The following is a 15,251-nucleotide window of genomic DNA, read 5'->3' as shown; positions in this document are numbered from 1 at the left end:
GCACGGCCGCCCCGCACGGCCGCCCCGCACAAGAGGGGAGGCCCCGCCAAGCGGAGCCTCCCCCAAAAAACCGCTGCCAATACCTGGCAGCTCAGCTACGAACTCCCAGCCACAACCTAGACGTAGAAGAGAATCTTGTTGTAGCTCGGCACCGGCCAGTAGTCGTGACCGCAGACCTTCTCCATCGCGTCGACGGCAGCACGTAGGGCATCCATCGCCGGGATGACGGAGTCGCGGTACTCGTTGTCCTGCGCGGTGCAGTCCTCGAGACCCTGGGCGGCGGTGTTCTTCTCCTCCAGCGTGGCGACAAGCTCGGTGATCTTGTCGATGCCGTCGGTGAGGGTCTGGACGAGCGCCTTCTCGGCCTTGGCGGCGACGCCCAGCTCGGCCTTCGTGGCCACGGTGGTCGCGATGTCACCGGAGTAGTCGAACAGCGCCGGCAGGTACATGTGCTTGGTCATGTACACCATCGTATTGGCCTCGATGTTGAGCAGCTTGGCGTACTGCTCGGCCTTGGAGACGTAGCGGGCGTGCATCTCGTCAGGCGAGCAGACCTTGTAGTGGTTGAACAGGTCGATGTTCTTCTGGTCGAGCATGCAGGGCAGCGCGTCCGGCGTGGTGCGGTTGTTGAGCAGGCCACGACGGGCAGCCTCCTCCGGCCACTCCTCGGAATAGCCGTTGCCGTTGAAGATGATGCGCTGGTGGTCGGTCAGCGTCTTCTTGACCCAGGCGAGGGCCTCGACGATGAAGTCGGACTCGGGCACGCCCTCCATGTAGGTGGCAAAGGCGTCGAGCTTCTCGGCCACCGCGGTGTTGAGCACCATGTTCGGGTCGGACAGGTTCTGCTGCGAGCCACACATGCGGAACTCGAACTTGTTGCCGGTGAAGGCGAACGGGCTCGTGCGGTTGCGGTCGGTGTTGTCCTTGGTGAGGTCCGCGAGCTGCGGGACGCCAAGGTCCATCTTCTCCTTGGGATGGCTCTGGTAGGGCTTGTCGTTGATGAGCGCGTCAACGACGGCGGCCAGGTCGTCGCCCAGGAAGACGGAGATGATCGCGGGGGGCGCCTCGTTAGCACCGAGACGGTGGTCGTTGCCGGCGCTGGCGACCGAGCACCTCATGAGGTCCTGGTGGTCGTCGACCGCGGCGATGATGCTCGCCAGGAAGACGAGGAACTGCAGGTTGTCCTCAGGCGTATCGGACGGGTCGAGCAGGTTCTTGCCGTCGGCCGAGATGGACCAGTTGTTGTGCTTGCCCGAGCCGTTGACGTAGTCGAACGGCTTCTCGTGCTCGAGGCAGGTGAGCCCATGGTGGGAGGCGATGATCTTCATCTTCTCCATCGTGAGCAGGTTGTGGTCGATGGCCTTGGAGCTGGCCTCGAAGATCGGGGCGAGCTCGTGCTGGCAGGGGGCCACCTCGTTGTGCTTGGTCTTGGCCGGCACGGCAAGCTTCCAGAGCTCGTCGTCGAGCTCCTTCATGAACTCGTTGACCGTCGGGCGGATGGCGCCGAAGTAGTGCTCCTCGAGCTCCTGGCCCTTGACCGGCTCGCAGCCGAAGAGGGTGCGGCCGCACATGATGAGGTCCGGACGAGCGGCGTAGTCCTCCTCCTTGATGAGGAAGTACTCCTGCTCGGGACCCACCGTGGTGGTGACGCTCGTGACGTCCTTGCCGAAGACCTTGAGGACGCGCTTGGCCTGCGTGTCAAGGGCGACGCAGGAGCGGAGCAGCGGCGTCTTCTTGTCGAGGGCCTCGCCGGTGTAGGAGATGAACGCCGTTGGGACGCAGAGGACCTCGTCCTTGATGAAGGCCGGGGAGGTGGGGTCCCAGGCGGTGTAGCCGCGGGCCTCGAAGGTGGCGCGCAGACCGCCGGACGGGAAGCTCGAGGCGTCGGGCTCGCCCTGGACGAGCGCCTTACCGGAGAAGGTCTCGAGCGCGCGGCCGTCACCCGTGGGCTCCATGAACGCGTCGTGCTTCTCGGATGTGATGCCCGTGAGCGGCTGGAACCAGTGGGTGTAGTGGGTAGCGCCCTTCTCGAGCGCCCACTCCTTCATGGCGTGCGCGACCTCGTTGGCGATGTCGAGGTTGAGCGCCTTGCCCTCCTTGATGACGCGGGAGAGCTCCTTGTACGTAGGCTTGGGGAGGCGCTCGCGCATGACGGAGTCGCTGAATACCAAGCTTCCGTACTCTTCCGTGACCTTAGAAGCCATGTGGTCTCGCTTTCTCTTCTCGAGGTGGACCGTGTCGTCCGCGCTCACGGGCGGGCCGGTGAGGCCGGCGCGCTTCGCGAACTCGCTTGACGTCCAGATACTCTAGCGACGCTCTATTACGGGTGGATTAAGGGTTGGAATCGCGCGTGTGGCGGGCGCGGGCCATGGCATGATGGGGCCGGACACAACCCGGGAGGCTTCACATGGCTAGCGACATGCGGCTCATCGTCATGGACATCGACTCGACGCTCATCAACGAGGAGGTCATCGACCTTCTGGGCGAGGAGGCGGGCGTGGGCGAGCAGGTGGCGCGCGTCACCGAGCGCGCCATGCGCGGCGAGCTGGACTTTCTCCAGGCCCTGACCGAGCGCGTGGCCCTGCTCGCCGGGCTTGACGAGGGCGTGTTCGACCGCACCTTCGCGCGCGTGACGTTCACGCCCGGCGCGCGCGAGCTGGTTGCGGCGGCCCACGCACGCGGCTGGCGGGTGGGCGTGGTCTCCGGCGGCTTTCACGAGGTGGCAGGCCGCATCGTGGCCGCGGCGGGCATCGACTACTGCCTGGCGAACCGCCTTGAGGTGGCGGACGGCAGGCTGACGGGCAGGCTCGCGGCCCAAATCGTCACCAAGGAGCGCAAGCTCGAGGCACTGCGCGGCTGGGCGGCCGAGCTGGGCATTCCCATGGGGCAGACCGTCGCCATCGGGGACGGGGCCAACGACATCCCGATGATCCTCGCAGCCGGCGTGGGCATCGCCTTCTGCGCGAAGCCCAAGGTGAGGGCCGCTGCACCGCACCACATCGACGAGCGTGACCTCATGCTGGCGCTGGACGTCATCGACGGCGCGGAAGGGGACGGCAGGTAGTCACGGGAGATGCCGCGGGATTCGGGGCGAGGCTCACCGCCGCGGAGGGGTGCTGCGCCACTTTTCGTGACGCGGCTCGGCTAAAACGCTGCTCGGACGCCCCGCATCGGCCCGCGAAGCAGACCGACAGGCCATCTACCGGACAAGCGGCGATTTGCGTCTTCGCACTTTTGAGTTGTGAACGGTTTTTGGCCTGGTTTTCGAGATTCCGCGACTAGGTTATTTGGCGTTTACGGATTCGAGCTGCCCTCAGGCCCCAATAGATCGTTCACAACTCGAAAGTGCGAAGACGCCCATCGCGAAATCTCACGTAGATTGCCCGTCCACCCTCTGTGCCAGCCAAATGGCGGCCGTACGGAACGAATCCTGACATGACGGCACTACCGCATCCTCACGCCGGCGACGATCTCGGTGATGCCGTCGAAGACGAGGGCAAGGCCCGCGACGAGCATCACGAACTCGGCCATGGCAAAGGGCGAGCACACCACGGCGGCACCGGCCAGCAGCGTGAGCACGCCCAACACCATGCGCCAGCCCCAGCCGGGCAGGCCCAGCCGGCGCACGGCACCCGCCTCGGCGACGTCGTTCACACCCGTCACCAGGATGATGATGCCGATGAGCACGTAGACGACGGCCACGAAGGCCTCCGGCCAGATGACGAGGCACATGCCCGGCACGACCTCGATGAGGCCGATCACGAGGTCTGCCTGCCTGAGCTCGACCGAGCGGTGCACCCAGCTGTTGAGCAGCGTCACCGCACCCGCGACCACGAGCGTCCAGCCGGCGATGCCCACGATGAGGAGCGTGGCGTCGATCGGGCTCACGAACATAGCGATGCCCAGCACGAGCAGCGCGACGCCCATAAGGATGACCGCCGTCCTCGTGCGCCTGAAGAACCTCTCGAACATGTTCATGGCCGTCTCCCCTTTCGCAGTTCCCGCGCTTTGGTATGTACCCAAACAAGAGGCCCGCCGACTTGCTTGCGAGCTGGACGCCGAGCCTTGGGGACGATGCGAGGCAATGTACGTTGCCCGCCACGTGCGAGCACGAGGATTCGCGAGCGCGCGCGTCGGCAAGCCTCCTAAAACAGCGCGTTCATGCCGACGGCAGTCAGCACGGCACCACCCACGATGAGCGCGTAGTCGCCAAGCAGGTGCCCGTAGCGCTTCCCAAGCAGAATGCCAGCCACGCAGATAAGCGCCGTGACGATGGCGTTGCAGACGCCGACGGCCACGATGTCGGCCTCCATCGCACGCATGCTCACGCCAATGGCGAACACGTCGATCGAGGTCACGAGCGACTGGACGAGGATCGAGCGCCTCGCGAGCCTGCGCTCGAAGAGGTCCTCGCCGTGGCCCGTCTCGTCGGCGCGCAGCTCCACCACGCCCTCGCGAATCATGCCGATTCCGATGAAGCCGAGCACGCAGAGGGTGACGATGCCCGCATAGGCCTCGATGAGGTCTCCCGCGAAGCCGCCCAGGAAGTACCCGATCGCCGGGAACACGCCTTGGAACAGCGCGAACGAGAGCGGCATCAGGGCAAGCCTGCTGCGACGCTCGCCGGGGTGCAAAAATGTGTTGGAGATGGTCACCGCAAAGATGTCCATGCTCGTGGCGACGCTGATGACGATGATCTCCCACAGTGCCATACGCATGCTCCTCTCTGGATGGGAGGACATGCGCACGGCCCTCCCCCGACACCCCAAGGGGACCCATGGCACAGTTGCGTTGGCAGACCCGAAGCTGAAACCGGCGAACCGGGAGCAGCGGGATCGGAGGGTGGGCCTCCGATGTGCCGGACTCTCGCGAGAGACCCGGCAAGGGCGCGGCCGAAGGCGGTCGAACCGATGGCGTCGCAATGCGGCGTCACAGATATTACTCACAGTGAGTAGTATTACACAGTTGACATAAGAAGGCAAGCTGGCAGCACCCTGGCCGGGCATCTTGATTGGGCGCCCCGGTTGGATGTCTCGGCTGGGTTGGATGTCTCGGCTGGGCATCCCGACCGGGTACCCAAAACAGAAAACGCCCCGCACGGCAAGGCCGCACGAGGCGCGGGAGGAGACGCTGCGAACCGGAGCCGGGCGACCCTAGTCGCGACGGCCGAAGATCGACAGCACGCGGATGAACACGTTGATGACGTCGAGGAACAGGTTGGACGCGTTGAACACGGCGTTCACGAGCGTGGGCTCGTCCTGCATGGCGCGGTAGAAGTCAAAGCCGATGAAGCCGCAGAACACGATGATCACGGCGAAGTCAATCCACGTCTGGTCGACACCCATGAACATCATGACGACCTCGGCCAGGATGAGGCCGATGAGCGCGAAGAACAGGATGCCCTGGATGCGCTGGAACGCCTTGGGGAAGGCCACGCCCAGGCACGCGAACACGGCCACGATGCCGGCCGTGGCGAGGAAGGCGTTGCTGATGGTCTGCGCCGTGTACATGAGCAAGACGGTCGACGTGGTGAAGCCAAACGACAGCACGAAGACCGCGTAGCCCACAAGCGACAGCCCCACCGACTGGGACGACTTTGCGCGGCCCATCATGAGGATGCCGGCGATGGCGCCCACGAAGCTCAGGATGGTCACGAGGGTGAACTTGTCATAGATCCACAGCAGGAAGCCCACGTTGGTGAAGAGGCTGGCGCAGGCGCCCATCACCACGAAGCCAAGCAGCACGAGACCCGTCAGCGCCAGGCTGTAGCCGCGAAGCGAGAGCGGCTTTCCCGAGCCAGCGCGCTGCTCGGTCACGAACGGCGAGTACGGCTCGAGGCCACCCTGGGGGTCGTTCTTGAAGGGGGTGTCGGCCATGTCATGTCCAATCCACGGGTGCGGCGCAAGCGGCGGCGCACAGGTCTTGGAAGCGGGCGGGCGGGTGCCCGGGCTTCCTTTCCAGTATGGATACCCATTGTGACAGAGGGCGAGCCCGTGCGCGGGGGCGGGCACAAATCCTTATGCGAGCTTAAGGCCGGGCGCGCGGACCTTTGGGATGGCGGCGAGCGAAAGCGCATGGGCGCGGGCGCGGCCGCTGGAGGCCCACGCGGGCGCGGCGCAGGAGGGGCCCCGCGCGCTTAGCTGTTGGGCGCCAGGTCCTCGCCCACCACGAGGTTCTGGAAGCGGTTCTCGATGAACTCGTCCGAGAAGTGCCGGTCGACGTAAGCCTCCACCGAGTTGGCGGGCGGGATGCCGGCGTCGCGCTGGGCCTTGCGGTAGAAGCAGAACACCGTCATGAGCATGTCGAGGATGAGGAAGGCCGTGAGAAGCGAAACCACGACGACCTGCAGCCTGTTGGTGGGCTCGCCGATGCGGTAGATGACCTCGGGCATCACGACGCGGCACCACACGAGGCCGATGACGCCCCAGGCAAAGAGGAAGCGCCAGGCAATCCACTGCGTGATGGCGTCGGGAAGGCCGGCGTAGGTCCACGACTGCGCGTGGAAGAGGTCCTCCATGAGCATGCCCGTGGTCTGCTCGAGCCCGCCGCCCAGGGCCGCGGAGACGAGGAACACCTGGAAGGTGGGGGCCTTGCGGAAGCTCCAGAGCACCATCGTGAGCAGGCAGGCGCCAAAGCCGTAGAGCGGCGAGAACGGACCCCACACGAGGCCGACGCGCAGCTCAGTGCGGCCGGCCGAGACGTACATCCAGACCATCTCGAGGACGAGGCCCGCCACGCTCGCCACCATGAAGATGATGACGTAGTGGTAGAAGACGGGGTGCATGTGGTCGAGGAACTCCTCGCGCACGTCGGCACGGGCGGCCTTGAGGGCCTTGACCTGCTCGGTCGAGAGGCGAGGCTTGGGACGCGTGCGCATCCGCGCGTAGGCCGCGTCGTGGCGAACCTTCGCGGCACGGCGGCGCGAGCGGTCGAGGATGACCTCGTCGGCCGCGTCACGGAGCTCGTCGGGCACGCGGCCGCGACGGGCAAGCGCGCGAAAGCTCCGGCCCCGCGCGGCACGATACCCCAGCGTGCGCGTTGCCCACTGGAAGAAGACGTAGACGACGCCGACGAGGATGAGTATGAGCAGAACGCTGACCAAGGGGGCAGGCTCCCGTCACAGAGGTCTGGCAGGCGGGGCGCGACGGTGCGGCAGTGCGGCAGTGCGCCCCTCCCCTGCATGGTACCCAAAGCAGAGGCGCCGGTGGGGGTTGGGGGGCATCTTGTCTGGTGCGGGGCGCGAGCGCAGCACTCAATGTCGGAGGTGTCGCCGCGACTGAAGCGTTTCCGGTCACGTCGGCTCGCCCGCGTACGAAGCGTTTCCGGTCGCGTCGGCTCCCGAGAACGTGGCGTTTCCGCCCCCCATCCGCGACTGTAGCGTTTTCGGACACGCCGCCCTCCGCCAACTGGGGTTTTGTCGAGCCTCTTGTCCAAAACCGCTACGCTCGCACATTGTGTCACGACAAGTAGTGCGCACCTCCTTTTGAGAGCATACGTCGAACCTTCCGCGTCTGGCGGGCAAGAGAAATGTGTCGCAACGTCACCGTCTCAGGCATTGTTCGTGACGGCACAAACCTGTCCTGGCGGGCAATCGTTGTTCGTACATGCGAGAGAGAATGGAGGCCCCATGTACGCCCCGAAACTCGAGCACCTCGTCGGAGAGTTCTCCCGCGCCCGAAACAAGCGCTACGAGAGCAACGTCGTGAACCGAATCTGGGGGCCGGTCTGCGACCTGCCGCTGCGCCCGCGCACGCAGATGTACGCAAAGGTGCGCGATGAGGAGGGCAACGCCCACCGTCGCTTCATCGACCTGTGCTTCCCCGAGGTCGGACTCGCCATAGAGTACGACGAGCAGCAGCACGCGCAGCAGGCCGAGGAGGACGCCGAGCGCGAGCGCGAAATCCAGGCCTCAGACGTCCTCGACGGCCTGTTCTCGGGAGGGCTCGAGTTCCACCGCGTCGTGGTGCATGATCGCAGCTGGTTGGACGTGGAGCGCCAGATCGAGGAGGTCGCCGGCGACGTCCGGGCGCGTGCCGGAAAGCGAGGCATCCGAGCAAAGATGGCCGGAGCCGAGGACAGGGTCTGGTCGTTTTTCGACCCTGTCCGCTGTGCGCGGGCAGGGATGAGCTCACCGTGGACGACCCCGTGCGCTTCGCGTCGATCGCCCAGGTGTGCAACTGCCTTTTCGGGTGCTCCTACCAGGAGGACACCAAGGGGCCGCGTCGGGGCTACTTCACCCCGGCCACCCTCAAGAGCACGCGCTTCGAGGGGTGGAAGGTGTGGTTCCCCGTCCATTATGTGGAGGGCATGAGAGACGACAAGCACTGGAAAGAAGTCATCGACCCCGAGACGGCCGCCATCCGCGAGTACGCCCCCACTGGCACCCGGACGGGCGGCGCCGCGCTCGTCGACGAACCTACCCGCGCCGTGTTCTTGCGCGAGCGCCATACCCTCACCGGGAGGTCCATCTACCGCTTCGCCGGCACATACCGCCAGACCGCAGAGGAGGGCGACGAGGCCACGTACTCAAGAGTGGCGGAATCGCTCGGGATTCTCCGCTCGTACCTTGCCACGTTATATTTGCCCCCTACACCGGCCACCAGATCCGCACGAGGGGCAGCAGCGCGCAGCGCTCGAGGGCTTCGCCGACGGCCCGCGCGTATCACCCAGGCTGTCATCTGCGTATCCCTTCGGACCCCGGTCCTCAGGCCAAGGCCGCAACCTGCGGCATCGAGCTGGTGTCGAGCGTCTTGAGCTCATAGGTGGTTTCGAGGTTCATCCAGAACTCGGGCGTCGTGCCGAGTGCGCGGGACAGCAGCCAGGCCATCTCGACGCAAATAGAGCGTCGGCCGTTTACGATCTCCGAGATTACAGACTCGGGCTTGCCGATCGCCCTCGCCAGCCGGTACTGGCTGATGCCGAGCGGCTCGAGGAACTCCTCCTTGAGAATCTCGCCTGGGGTGGAAATGCAGTCGGTGATAGTCACAGAACTCGACCTCCCGTGCCTCTCCGTCATCCCTTTTGGAGCAAAGCCTCCATTCGAATACGTAAGGATTCTGCCCACAGTTCAAAAGAGTTGAAAAAACTACACGAGTGTTACCTAATTCTTCTTAACTAGTTGAGTTATTAAGTAGAATTAGGTAACTGTCTGCTAAAATTAGCAATGATTTAGTAAATACGTGAACTTGAGGAGCCATGGAACGACGGAATCTCATCGAACTTGTCGAATCCATTCAGCGACGCCAATGCGAGGAGCAGACGGTTGAGGTCAAGGCCGCAACCCACGGCGCTCCAAAGGTCTACGACACGCTCTCGAGCTTTGCCAACCAAAGCGACGGGGGCGTCATCGTCTTTGGCCTCGATGAGGACAACGCATTCGCCGCAGTTGGCGTCTATGACGCGCAGGCCCTGCAAAAGGCTGTTGCGGAGCAGGCCAAGGAGATTGAGCCAGCCCTCGCTCCCGTGTTCGAAGTTGCAGAGCACCAAGGGGTCGTAATCGTTGGTTGCTACGTTGCTGGACTGCCCATGGGCAAGCAGCCGGCGTACCGAAGGACGGTCGGAATCACAAAGGGTTCCTTCGTCCGCGTGGGCGACCAGGACCTTCATATGGGTGCTCCCGAGCTCTACGAGATTGAAGCCTTCAGGAATGGCGTTCGTGACGACATCGACGTGAGCCCCGCTTCTTCCATAGAAATGCTGAGCAGCGACTTTGTGTCCAAGTACGTGTTGGATGCAAAAGCTGAGCGGCCGCACCTCTCCCACCGCTCGACAGACGAGGTGCTCGCCCTGACCGGCGCCGTGAGGAGAGGCTCGCCAACGCTGGCGGGAATGCTCACGCTTTCCGACTATCCGCAGCAGGCGTATCCCAACCTGTGCGTAACGGCCGTCGTCGTGGCCGGCACCGAGATGAGCCAGGACGAGCACGGCAATCGCTTCGTGGACAACAAGCGATTCGAGGGAGCGATCGGCCAGATGGTCGAGGACGCCCTGGCCTTTGTGAGGCGAAACACGAGGACGAGGACTGTCATCGTCGATGGGAAAAGGGAGGACGTTCCCGAGTACCCCGAAAATGCGGTTCGCGAGGTGATTGCGAACTCGCTCATGCACCGCGACTACGGTCCCTACAGCAACGGAACGCCCACGCGCCTCATGCTGTTCAGCGACAGACTTGAGTGCTGGAACCCGGGCGGGATCTTCGGCGGGCAGAGCGTCGAGGACTTGGGGCACGTGAACGTCCAGACCCGCAACCCCACACTCGTGTCCATCTTGGAGATTCAGGGGGTGGCGGAGAACCGGCATTCGGGCATCCCCGTCATTCGAGACGAGATGCGCAAGGTGGGGCTTCGCCCGCCTGTGTTCGCGGATGTGCGCGGCACATTTACCGTGCAGCTCTTCAACGAGCCCGAGCCTCTCACTAAGGCCGCTACAGATGCCTCCGAGAAGGGCATTACGCGAGAGGAGATCCTGGCGTTCTGCTCTGTTCCCAGAAGCAGGCACGAGATAGCGGATCATTTCGGAGTGGGAACTACTTACATGGGCACGCGCTACCTAAATCCGCTGGTGGCGGACGGCAAGTTGCTACAGACGATTCCGGCGAAGCCGAAGAGCAAGAACCAGCGGTTTGTTACCGCACGAGTGGAGAGATGATGTGTGGAGATACAGCTTTCGTGCTTATGGCTGCGGCAGTCGCATGGCCCACTCCGCGCCCCTCGACGGTCTGGAAGCCACCGTCTGTGCTGCGGCGCCAGTCGCATCTGACGCCGCAGCCAAACCTTCAAGCCTGCGACAGCCCTAGAACCCCGCAATGACCTCGGGGGTCATGCTGGAGAGGACCTCCACGGCAACGCGGGCGGTGTGCATGACGTCGTCCAGGGCCACGAGGGAGGCCGCGGTGTGGATATAGCGGCAGGGAACGCCGGCCACCACGCAGGGGATGTCGAGCAGGTGCACGGGGCCTCCGTCGGTGCCGCCACCCTCGCGGACCGACGTCTGCACCGGTAAGCCGGCCTTTGTTGCACACTCAAGAACAAAGCGCTGGTAACGCGGGTTGGTGATCATGCAGCGGTCGAAGTAGCGGAACATCGGGCCCTTGTGCAGGGCCGCCTGGACCTCGTCGGCGGGCAAAAACGTGTCATCGGCCGGGCATCCCTCGAACATGAAGGCAGCCCGCGGCCCAAAGTGGCGAGCCGCCGCAGCAACGCCGCGCTCCCCCACCTCCTCCTGGCCGGAGACCGAGGCCACGACGTCCACCTGGAGGTCTCCCCTCCCGGCAAGTTCGCGCAGGGCCAGGAGCAGCGCCGCCACGCCCGCGCGGCAGTCGAACGCCTTGCCCACGCAGATACCGCGCACCCGGTCGCAGGTAAAGCGCGTCGCCGGCACGATGGGCTCGCCAATCCCGAGGTGAAAGCCCTCGCGCGCCTCCTCCGCGCTCGTGGCCCCCACGTCCAGGATGAGGGGCTGCGCCACGCGCGCGGCACGCTCGGCCTCGCTCACGAAATGCGGCGGCTTCACGCCGATGGTGCCATGCAGCCACTCGCCCCGGGTGTTTCGGACCAGCACGTCCTGGCCGGTCAGGGCCCCGTCCGGCCAGCGTCCGAGGGTCACGAGTGACATGGTGCCGTTGGCGTGAATGGCCTTCACCATGCCACCCACCTCGTCGCCGTGCGCGTCGAGCATGACACGGGGGCGATTCCCGCACATGCCCCTCGGCGTGATCAGGGCGTCGCGAAGGGAGTTCTCCTCGACGTCGGCCCAGCCCTGGCAGAAGTCGCGTACCACCGCGACCGTCTCGTCCTCAAAGCCCGAGGGGGACTTTGCGTTCGAGAGGCGCTCGAGCAGGCCGATTACCTCGTCTTTATTGAAGTTCATCTCATACCTCCTGCTTGAAGTGGGCACCGGGTTTGGATTGTGGAGACGCACCCGGAGAAGCGGCGCTGGGCTTGGGCCGTGAGGATGCACTCGAGAAAGCGGCGCCGGTATTGGTTTGCAGAGATGCGCCCGGAGACAGGGCGTCGGGCTCGACCTGCGAGGATGCATCCAACGCCTCGTCCGCGCCAGCCGCGGCCGAGTCCTCTCCCGTCTCCAGTTCGGTCACGCTCGCCAGCCGGCGCTCCATGGCCCTCGTTCGCGTGGTGGCAAGAACGTCCAGCGTACGGGAGGCGGTCGCCAGCTGGCGCTGCGCCTTGGCGAGCTCGTCCGCATACTTTGCGAACTCGGTCCTCACGTCGACGAGCACACGCTGCACCTCGTTGGCCCGCTGCTGGATCGCGACAGCCTGGAAGCCCATCTCGAGGCTGTTGAGCATCGCCGCCATGGTGGAGGGACCCGCCACGCTCACGCGGCTCTCGCGCTGCAGGCGCTCGAGGAGCCCGGGACGGCCGGCCACCTCTGCGTAGAGTCCCTCGAAGGGCAGGAACAGAATCCCGAAGCTCGTGGTTGCCGGCGGCGCAACGTACTTGTCATGTATATCCTTGGCCTCTGCGCGAAGCCTCGCCTCGAGTAGGCGCCACGCCGCGTCAACCGCCGCGGCATCGCCCGTCTCTTGGGCCTCGCGCAGGTGGTCGTAGGTGTCCCCGGGAAACTTCGCGTCGATGGGAAGCCACACCGAGAAGCCGTCCTCGCCCGGGATGCGCACGGCAAACTCCACGCGCTCCGAACTACCGGGCACCGTCGCCACGTTCTCGGCATATTGGGCAGGCGCCAGCACCTCGCGCAGGATGGCACCCAGCTGCACCTCGCCCACGATGCCGCGCGCCTTGACGTTGGAGAGCACCCGCTTGAGGTCTCCCACACCCTGGGCAAGCCCCTGCATCTCGCCAAGGCCGCGATTCACCTGTTCGAGGCGCGCGTCAACGCGGGAGAACGAGCGCGTGAGCTGCTCGCCCAGCTCTCGGCCAAGCTTGTCGTCCATCGTGGAGCGCACGGCCTCGGCGCTGCGTGCACTCTCGACGCGGACGCGCTCGAGGCTCGCCTGGTTCTCGGCGCGCATGGCCTCGAGGCTGCGTGCCGTCTCCGCCCTCAGCTGCGCCACCTGGTCGGAGAGCTTGGACACGCTGCCGGCCGCCTGCGAGAGCTCGACCTGCTGCAGCTCCCGGCTCTGCGCGAACTGGCGCTCAAGCATGGCCGAGACGGTAGGCGCCTGGGACGGCGACGCGAGAGCCCGCCCCGCCTGCGTTCGGACGAGACGCACAAGCACGACGAGCACCGCGCCAATCACGATGACGAGCAGACCGACAAGCACGACCAACAACGACTCAGCGGGCAAGGAGGCCTCCTACCGGGACAAGAATCGATTCACCCCATCCTACCCCGCAGACCGGACAATAAGCCGCAGGCAATATGCGACAGCAGCCAACCCGCCGCGCACGCCCAACCGCCGCCCAGCACAGCCTCCACATATTTACGCATTTGCAGCGAGCAAACACGCCAAACCGTGGTGGCTGCAAATCGAGCCAGACAAATCGCACCAGACGAATCAGGCCAGGCGATCATCACAACCAAGCGAGCCACCCACAGCCCCAGCCAGCCGTCACCCAACCCCCAGCAATGCCGCCCAGCCCCGTCAACAACGTAAACACCAGGCCGCCCGACAAAAACCGGATGCGCGGGGCTAGGGGACCTTGCGAAGCAAAGTGACCCCACGCGGAGGTTTCCGTCGGGCGGCCGTCAACCAACGTCAGCAGCTGCCAATAGCGTCAGAAGCTGGTTAGCACACCTTGAAGACCCAGCCGTGCTTGTCTTCGAGCGCCGCGGACTGGATGCCCACGAGGGTCTCGCGCAGCCTCTTCATGACCGGGCCGCACTCCTCGTGGCCGTCCGGGAACGTGACGACGAGCTCGTTGTTGTGGATCTCGCCCACCGGGGAGATGACCGCGGCGGTGCCACAGAGGCCGCACTCGACGAACTCGCCCTCGGCGACCTCGGCCCAGGTGACGGGACGCTGGTCGACCTTCATGCCGAGGTCCTCGGCAACCTGCACGAGCGAGCGGCGGGTGATGGAGGGCAGGATCGAGTCGGTGTGGGACTTGGGGACCACGAGCGTGCCGTCCTTGGCGACGAACAGCACGTTGGCACCACCGGTCTCCTCGACGTAGGTGCGGCTCTCGGAGTCGAGGTAGAGGTTCTCGGCAAAGCCGTTGCGGTGGGCCTCCATGGTGGGCTTGAGGCTCATGGCGTAGTTCAGGCCGGCCTTGATGTTGCCGGTGCCGTGGGGCGCGGCGCGGTCGTACTTGGAGACGCAGAGCTTGATGGGCTTGAGGCCGCCCTTGAAGTACGGGCCCACCGGCGTGACGAGGATGCGGAACTGGTACTCGTCGGCCGGGGCGACGCCGATGACGTTGCCCGTGGCGAACATGAGCGGGCGCACGTACAGCGTGGCGCCGGAGCCGAAGGGCGGCACCCACGCGGCGTTGGCCTTCACGACCTCCTTGACGGCCTCGACGAAGCGGTCCTTCGGGAAGGACGGCATCTCGAGACGGGCGGCGGAGTTGTACATGCGTTCGGCGTTCATGTCCGGGCGGAAGCACACGATGTCGCCGTTCTGGGTGGTGTAAGCCTTGAGACCCTCAAAGACCTCCTGGCAGTAGTGCAGAAGGCCGGCGCACTCGGAGAGCGTGACGGTGTGCTGGTCGGTCAGACCGCCCTCGTCCCACTTGCCGTCCTTCCAGTTGGACACGTAGCTGTAGTCGGTGGGCTGGTAGTCAAACGTGAGGTTGCCCCAGTCCAGATCCTTCTTCTCAACTGCCATGCAAAGCTCCTTACGAACGCTTCCAACGTGCCGCGGGGGCCTGAGGTGGCGGGGCGGACATGGGTCCACGGACGCCGCGAGGGAGCTACCCGCAGGTAATGCCGAATCATAGCCCTTTTCGGCAAGCGCGGGCACAACATCGGCCAGCGGCACTGTTACGGGTTGGTTACGCGCAGCTACACCGCAAGACGGTCGCTGCTCAGTCGCTGCTCATGAAGCTTGCACGCCTCCGCACAGGTTGCATGCTCAGGAGCATTTGCGGCTCAGATTGCGGACAAGCGCTCCCTGACGTGCAAACTCTTGCGCACCGCCACACAGGTTGCACGCTAGGGAGTATTTGCGGCTCAAATCGCGAGCAAACGCTCCCTGACGTGTAAGCTCTTGCGCGCTGTTATACAGGTTGCACGCTGAGGAGTATTTGCGGCCCCCTTCGCGAGCAAACGCTCCTCAGCGTGCAACTTGCTGAGCTGCGTGATCGAGCGAACGCGCGAACACGCGACTATGT

12 protein-coding genes and 1 pseudogene are annotated in these 15,251 nt (G+C 65.0%); 4 read left to right on the top strand and 9 right to left on the bottom strand.

The window, feature by feature from the left end:
* Window positions 1-116: 116 nt before the first annotated feature.
* Window positions 117-2,204, bottom strand: a complete 2,088-nt coding sequence (locus EFAMC1_RS03445; protein ID WP_154052935.1) for a glutamine synthetase III — start codon at window positions 2,202-2,204, stop codon at window positions 117-119.
* Between the two features lie 203 nt (window positions 2,205-2,407).
* Between EFAMC1_RS03445 and serB the strand changes: the two genes are divergently transcribed.
* The gene (gene serB, locus EFAMC1_RS03440) at window positions 2,408-3,064 is read left to right on the top strand and encodes a phosphoserine phosphatase SerB (RefSeq protein ID WP_154052934.1); all 657 of its coding nucleotides are present in this window, start codon (window positions 2,408-2,410) and stop codon (window positions 3,062-3,064) included.
* Between the two features lie 380 nt (window positions 3,065-3,444).
* Here the strand turns inward: serB and EFAMC1_RS03435 are convergent, their stop codons facing one another.
* From EFAMC1_RS03435 to EFAMC1_RS03420, 4 genes are all read right to left on the bottom strand, one after another.
* Window positions 3,445-3,978 (bottom strand): HdeD family acid-resistance protein, encoded by a 534-nt coding sequence (locus EFAMC1_RS03435; RefSeq protein WP_154052933.1) that lies wholly within the window; start codon window positions 3,976-3,978, stop codon window positions 3,445-3,447.
* A gap of 167 nt (window positions 3,979-4,145) precedes the next feature.
* Complete coding sequence (locus EFAMC1_RS03430; protein ID WP_154052932.1) at window positions 4,146-4,712, bottom strand: manganese efflux pump MntP family protein; 567 nt, start codon at window positions 4,710-4,712, stop codon at window positions 4,146-4,148.
* 441 nt (window positions 4,713-5,153) lie between these two features.
* Window positions 5,154-5,876 carry a Bax inhibitor-1 family protein gene (locus tag EFAMC1_RS03425; protein ID WP_154052931.1) on the bottom strand — a complete coding sequence of 241 codons (723 nt, stop codon included), beginning with the start codon at window positions 5,874-5,876 and terminating at the stop codon, window positions 5,154-5,156.
* A gap of 260 nt (window positions 5,877-6,136) precedes the next feature.
* Window positions 6,137-7,102 (bottom strand): putative ABC transporter permease, encoded by a 966-nt coding sequence (locus tag EFAMC1_RS03420; protein ID WP_154052930.1) that lies wholly within the window; start codon window positions 7,100-7,102, stop codon window positions 6,137-6,139.
* Between the two features lie 525 nt (window positions 7,103-7,627).
* Between EFAMC1_RS03420 and EFAMC1_RS11420 the strand changes: the two are divergent.
* Together EFAMC1_RS11420 and EFAMC1_RS11415 are read left to right on the top strand one after the other, a co-directional pair.
* Window positions 7,628-7,882 (top strand): annotated as a pseudogene (locus tag EFAMC1_RS11420) (AbaSI family restriction endonuclease); the annotation flags it as partial.
* A 251-nt stretch (window positions 7,883-8,133) separates the two neighbouring features.
* Complete coding sequence (locus EFAMC1_RS11415; RefSeq protein WP_187324536.1) at window positions 8,134-8,754, top strand: hypothetical protein; 621 nt, start codon at window positions 8,134-8,136, stop codon at window positions 8,752-8,754.
* Here the strand turns inward: EFAMC1_RS11415 and EFAMC1_RS03410 are convergent.
* Window positions 8,705-8,986, bottom strand: coding sequence for a HigA family addiction module antitoxin (locus tag EFAMC1_RS03410; RefSeq protein WP_261981748.1), 282 nt, complete (start codon window positions 8,984-8,986; stop codon window positions 8,705-8,707). The genes EFAMC1_RS11415 and EFAMC1_RS03410 overlap by 50 nt on opposite strands.
* Before the next feature lie 209 nt (window positions 8,987-9,195).
* On the opposite strand from EFAMC1_RS03410, the gene EFAMC1_RS03405 reads away from it, so the two are divergent.
* Window positions 9,196-10,647, top strand: coding sequence for an ATP-binding protein (locus EFAMC1_RS03405; RefSeq protein WP_154052927.1), 1,452 nt, complete (start codon window positions 9,196-9,198; stop codon window positions 10,645-10,647).
* A gap of 144 nt (window positions 10,648-10,791) precedes the next feature.
* Here the strand turns inward: EFAMC1_RS03405 and EFAMC1_RS03400 are convergent, their stop codons facing one another.
* The 3 genes from EFAMC1_RS03400 to EFAMC1_RS03390 form a co-directional block, all read right to left on the bottom strand.
* A complete protein-coding gene (locus tag EFAMC1_RS03400; protein ID WP_187324535.1) occupies window positions 10,792-11,868 on the bottom strand; it encodes a M42 family metallopeptidase in 1,077 nt (358 codons plus the stop codon).
* Between the two features lies 1 nt (window position 11,869).
* A complete protein-coding gene (locus tag EFAMC1_RS03395) occupies window positions 11,870-13,264 on the bottom strand; it encodes a DNA recombination protein RmuC (protein ID WP_261981747.1) in 1,395 nt (464 codons plus the stop codon).
* A gap of 441 nt (window positions 13,265-13,705) precedes the next feature.
* Window positions 13,706-14,746, bottom strand: a complete 1,041-nt coding sequence (locus tag EFAMC1_RS03390) for a branched-chain amino acid aminotransferase (protein WP_154052925.1) — start codon at window positions 14,744-14,746, stop codon at window positions 13,706-13,708.
* Window positions 14,747-15,251: the final 505 nt, after the last annotated feature.

Source organism: Olsenella uli (assembly GCF_901212675.1).
Classification (GTDB): Bacteria; Actinomycetota; Coriobacteriia; order Coriobacteriales; family Atopobiaceae; genus Parolsenella; species Parolsenella uli_B.
This window is presented reverse-complemented; position numbering and strand designations above follow the sequence as displayed.

Excerpts from the sequence above, each read along its gene's own strand:
- EFAMC1_RS03445 (WP_154052935.1), bottom strand. The coding sequence starts at position 2,204 with ATGGCTTCTAAGGTCACGGAAGAGTACGGAAGCTTGGTATTCAGCGAC.
- serB (WP_154052934.1), top strand. The coding sequence starts at position 2,408 with ATGGCTAGCGACATGCGGCTCATCGTCATGGACATCGACTCGACGCTC.
- EFAMC1_RS03435 (WP_154052933.1), bottom strand. The coding sequence starts at position 3,978 with ATGAACATGTTCGAGAGGTTCTTCAGGCGCACGAGGACGGCGGTCATC.
- EFAMC1_RS03430 (WP_154052932.1), bottom strand. The coding sequence starts at position 4,712 with ATGGCACTGTGGGAGATCATCGTCATCAGCGTCGCCACGAGCATGGAC.
- EFAMC1_RS03425 (WP_154052931.1), bottom strand. The coding sequence starts at position 5,876 with ATGGCCGACACCCCCTTCAAGAACGACCCCCAGGGTGGCCTCGAGCCG.
- EFAMC1_RS03405 (WP_154052927.1), top strand. The coding sequence starts at position 9,196 with ATGGAACGACGGAATCTCATCGAACTTGTCGAATCCATTCAGCGACGC.
- EFAMC1_RS03400 (WP_187324535.1), bottom strand. The coding sequence starts at position 11,868 with ATGAACTTCAATAAAGACGAGGTAATCGGCCTGCTCGAGCGCCTCTCG.
- EFAMC1_RS03390 (WP_154052925.1), bottom strand. The coding sequence starts at position 14,746 with ATGGCAGTTGAGAAGAAGGATCTGGACTGGGGCAACCTCACGTTTGAC.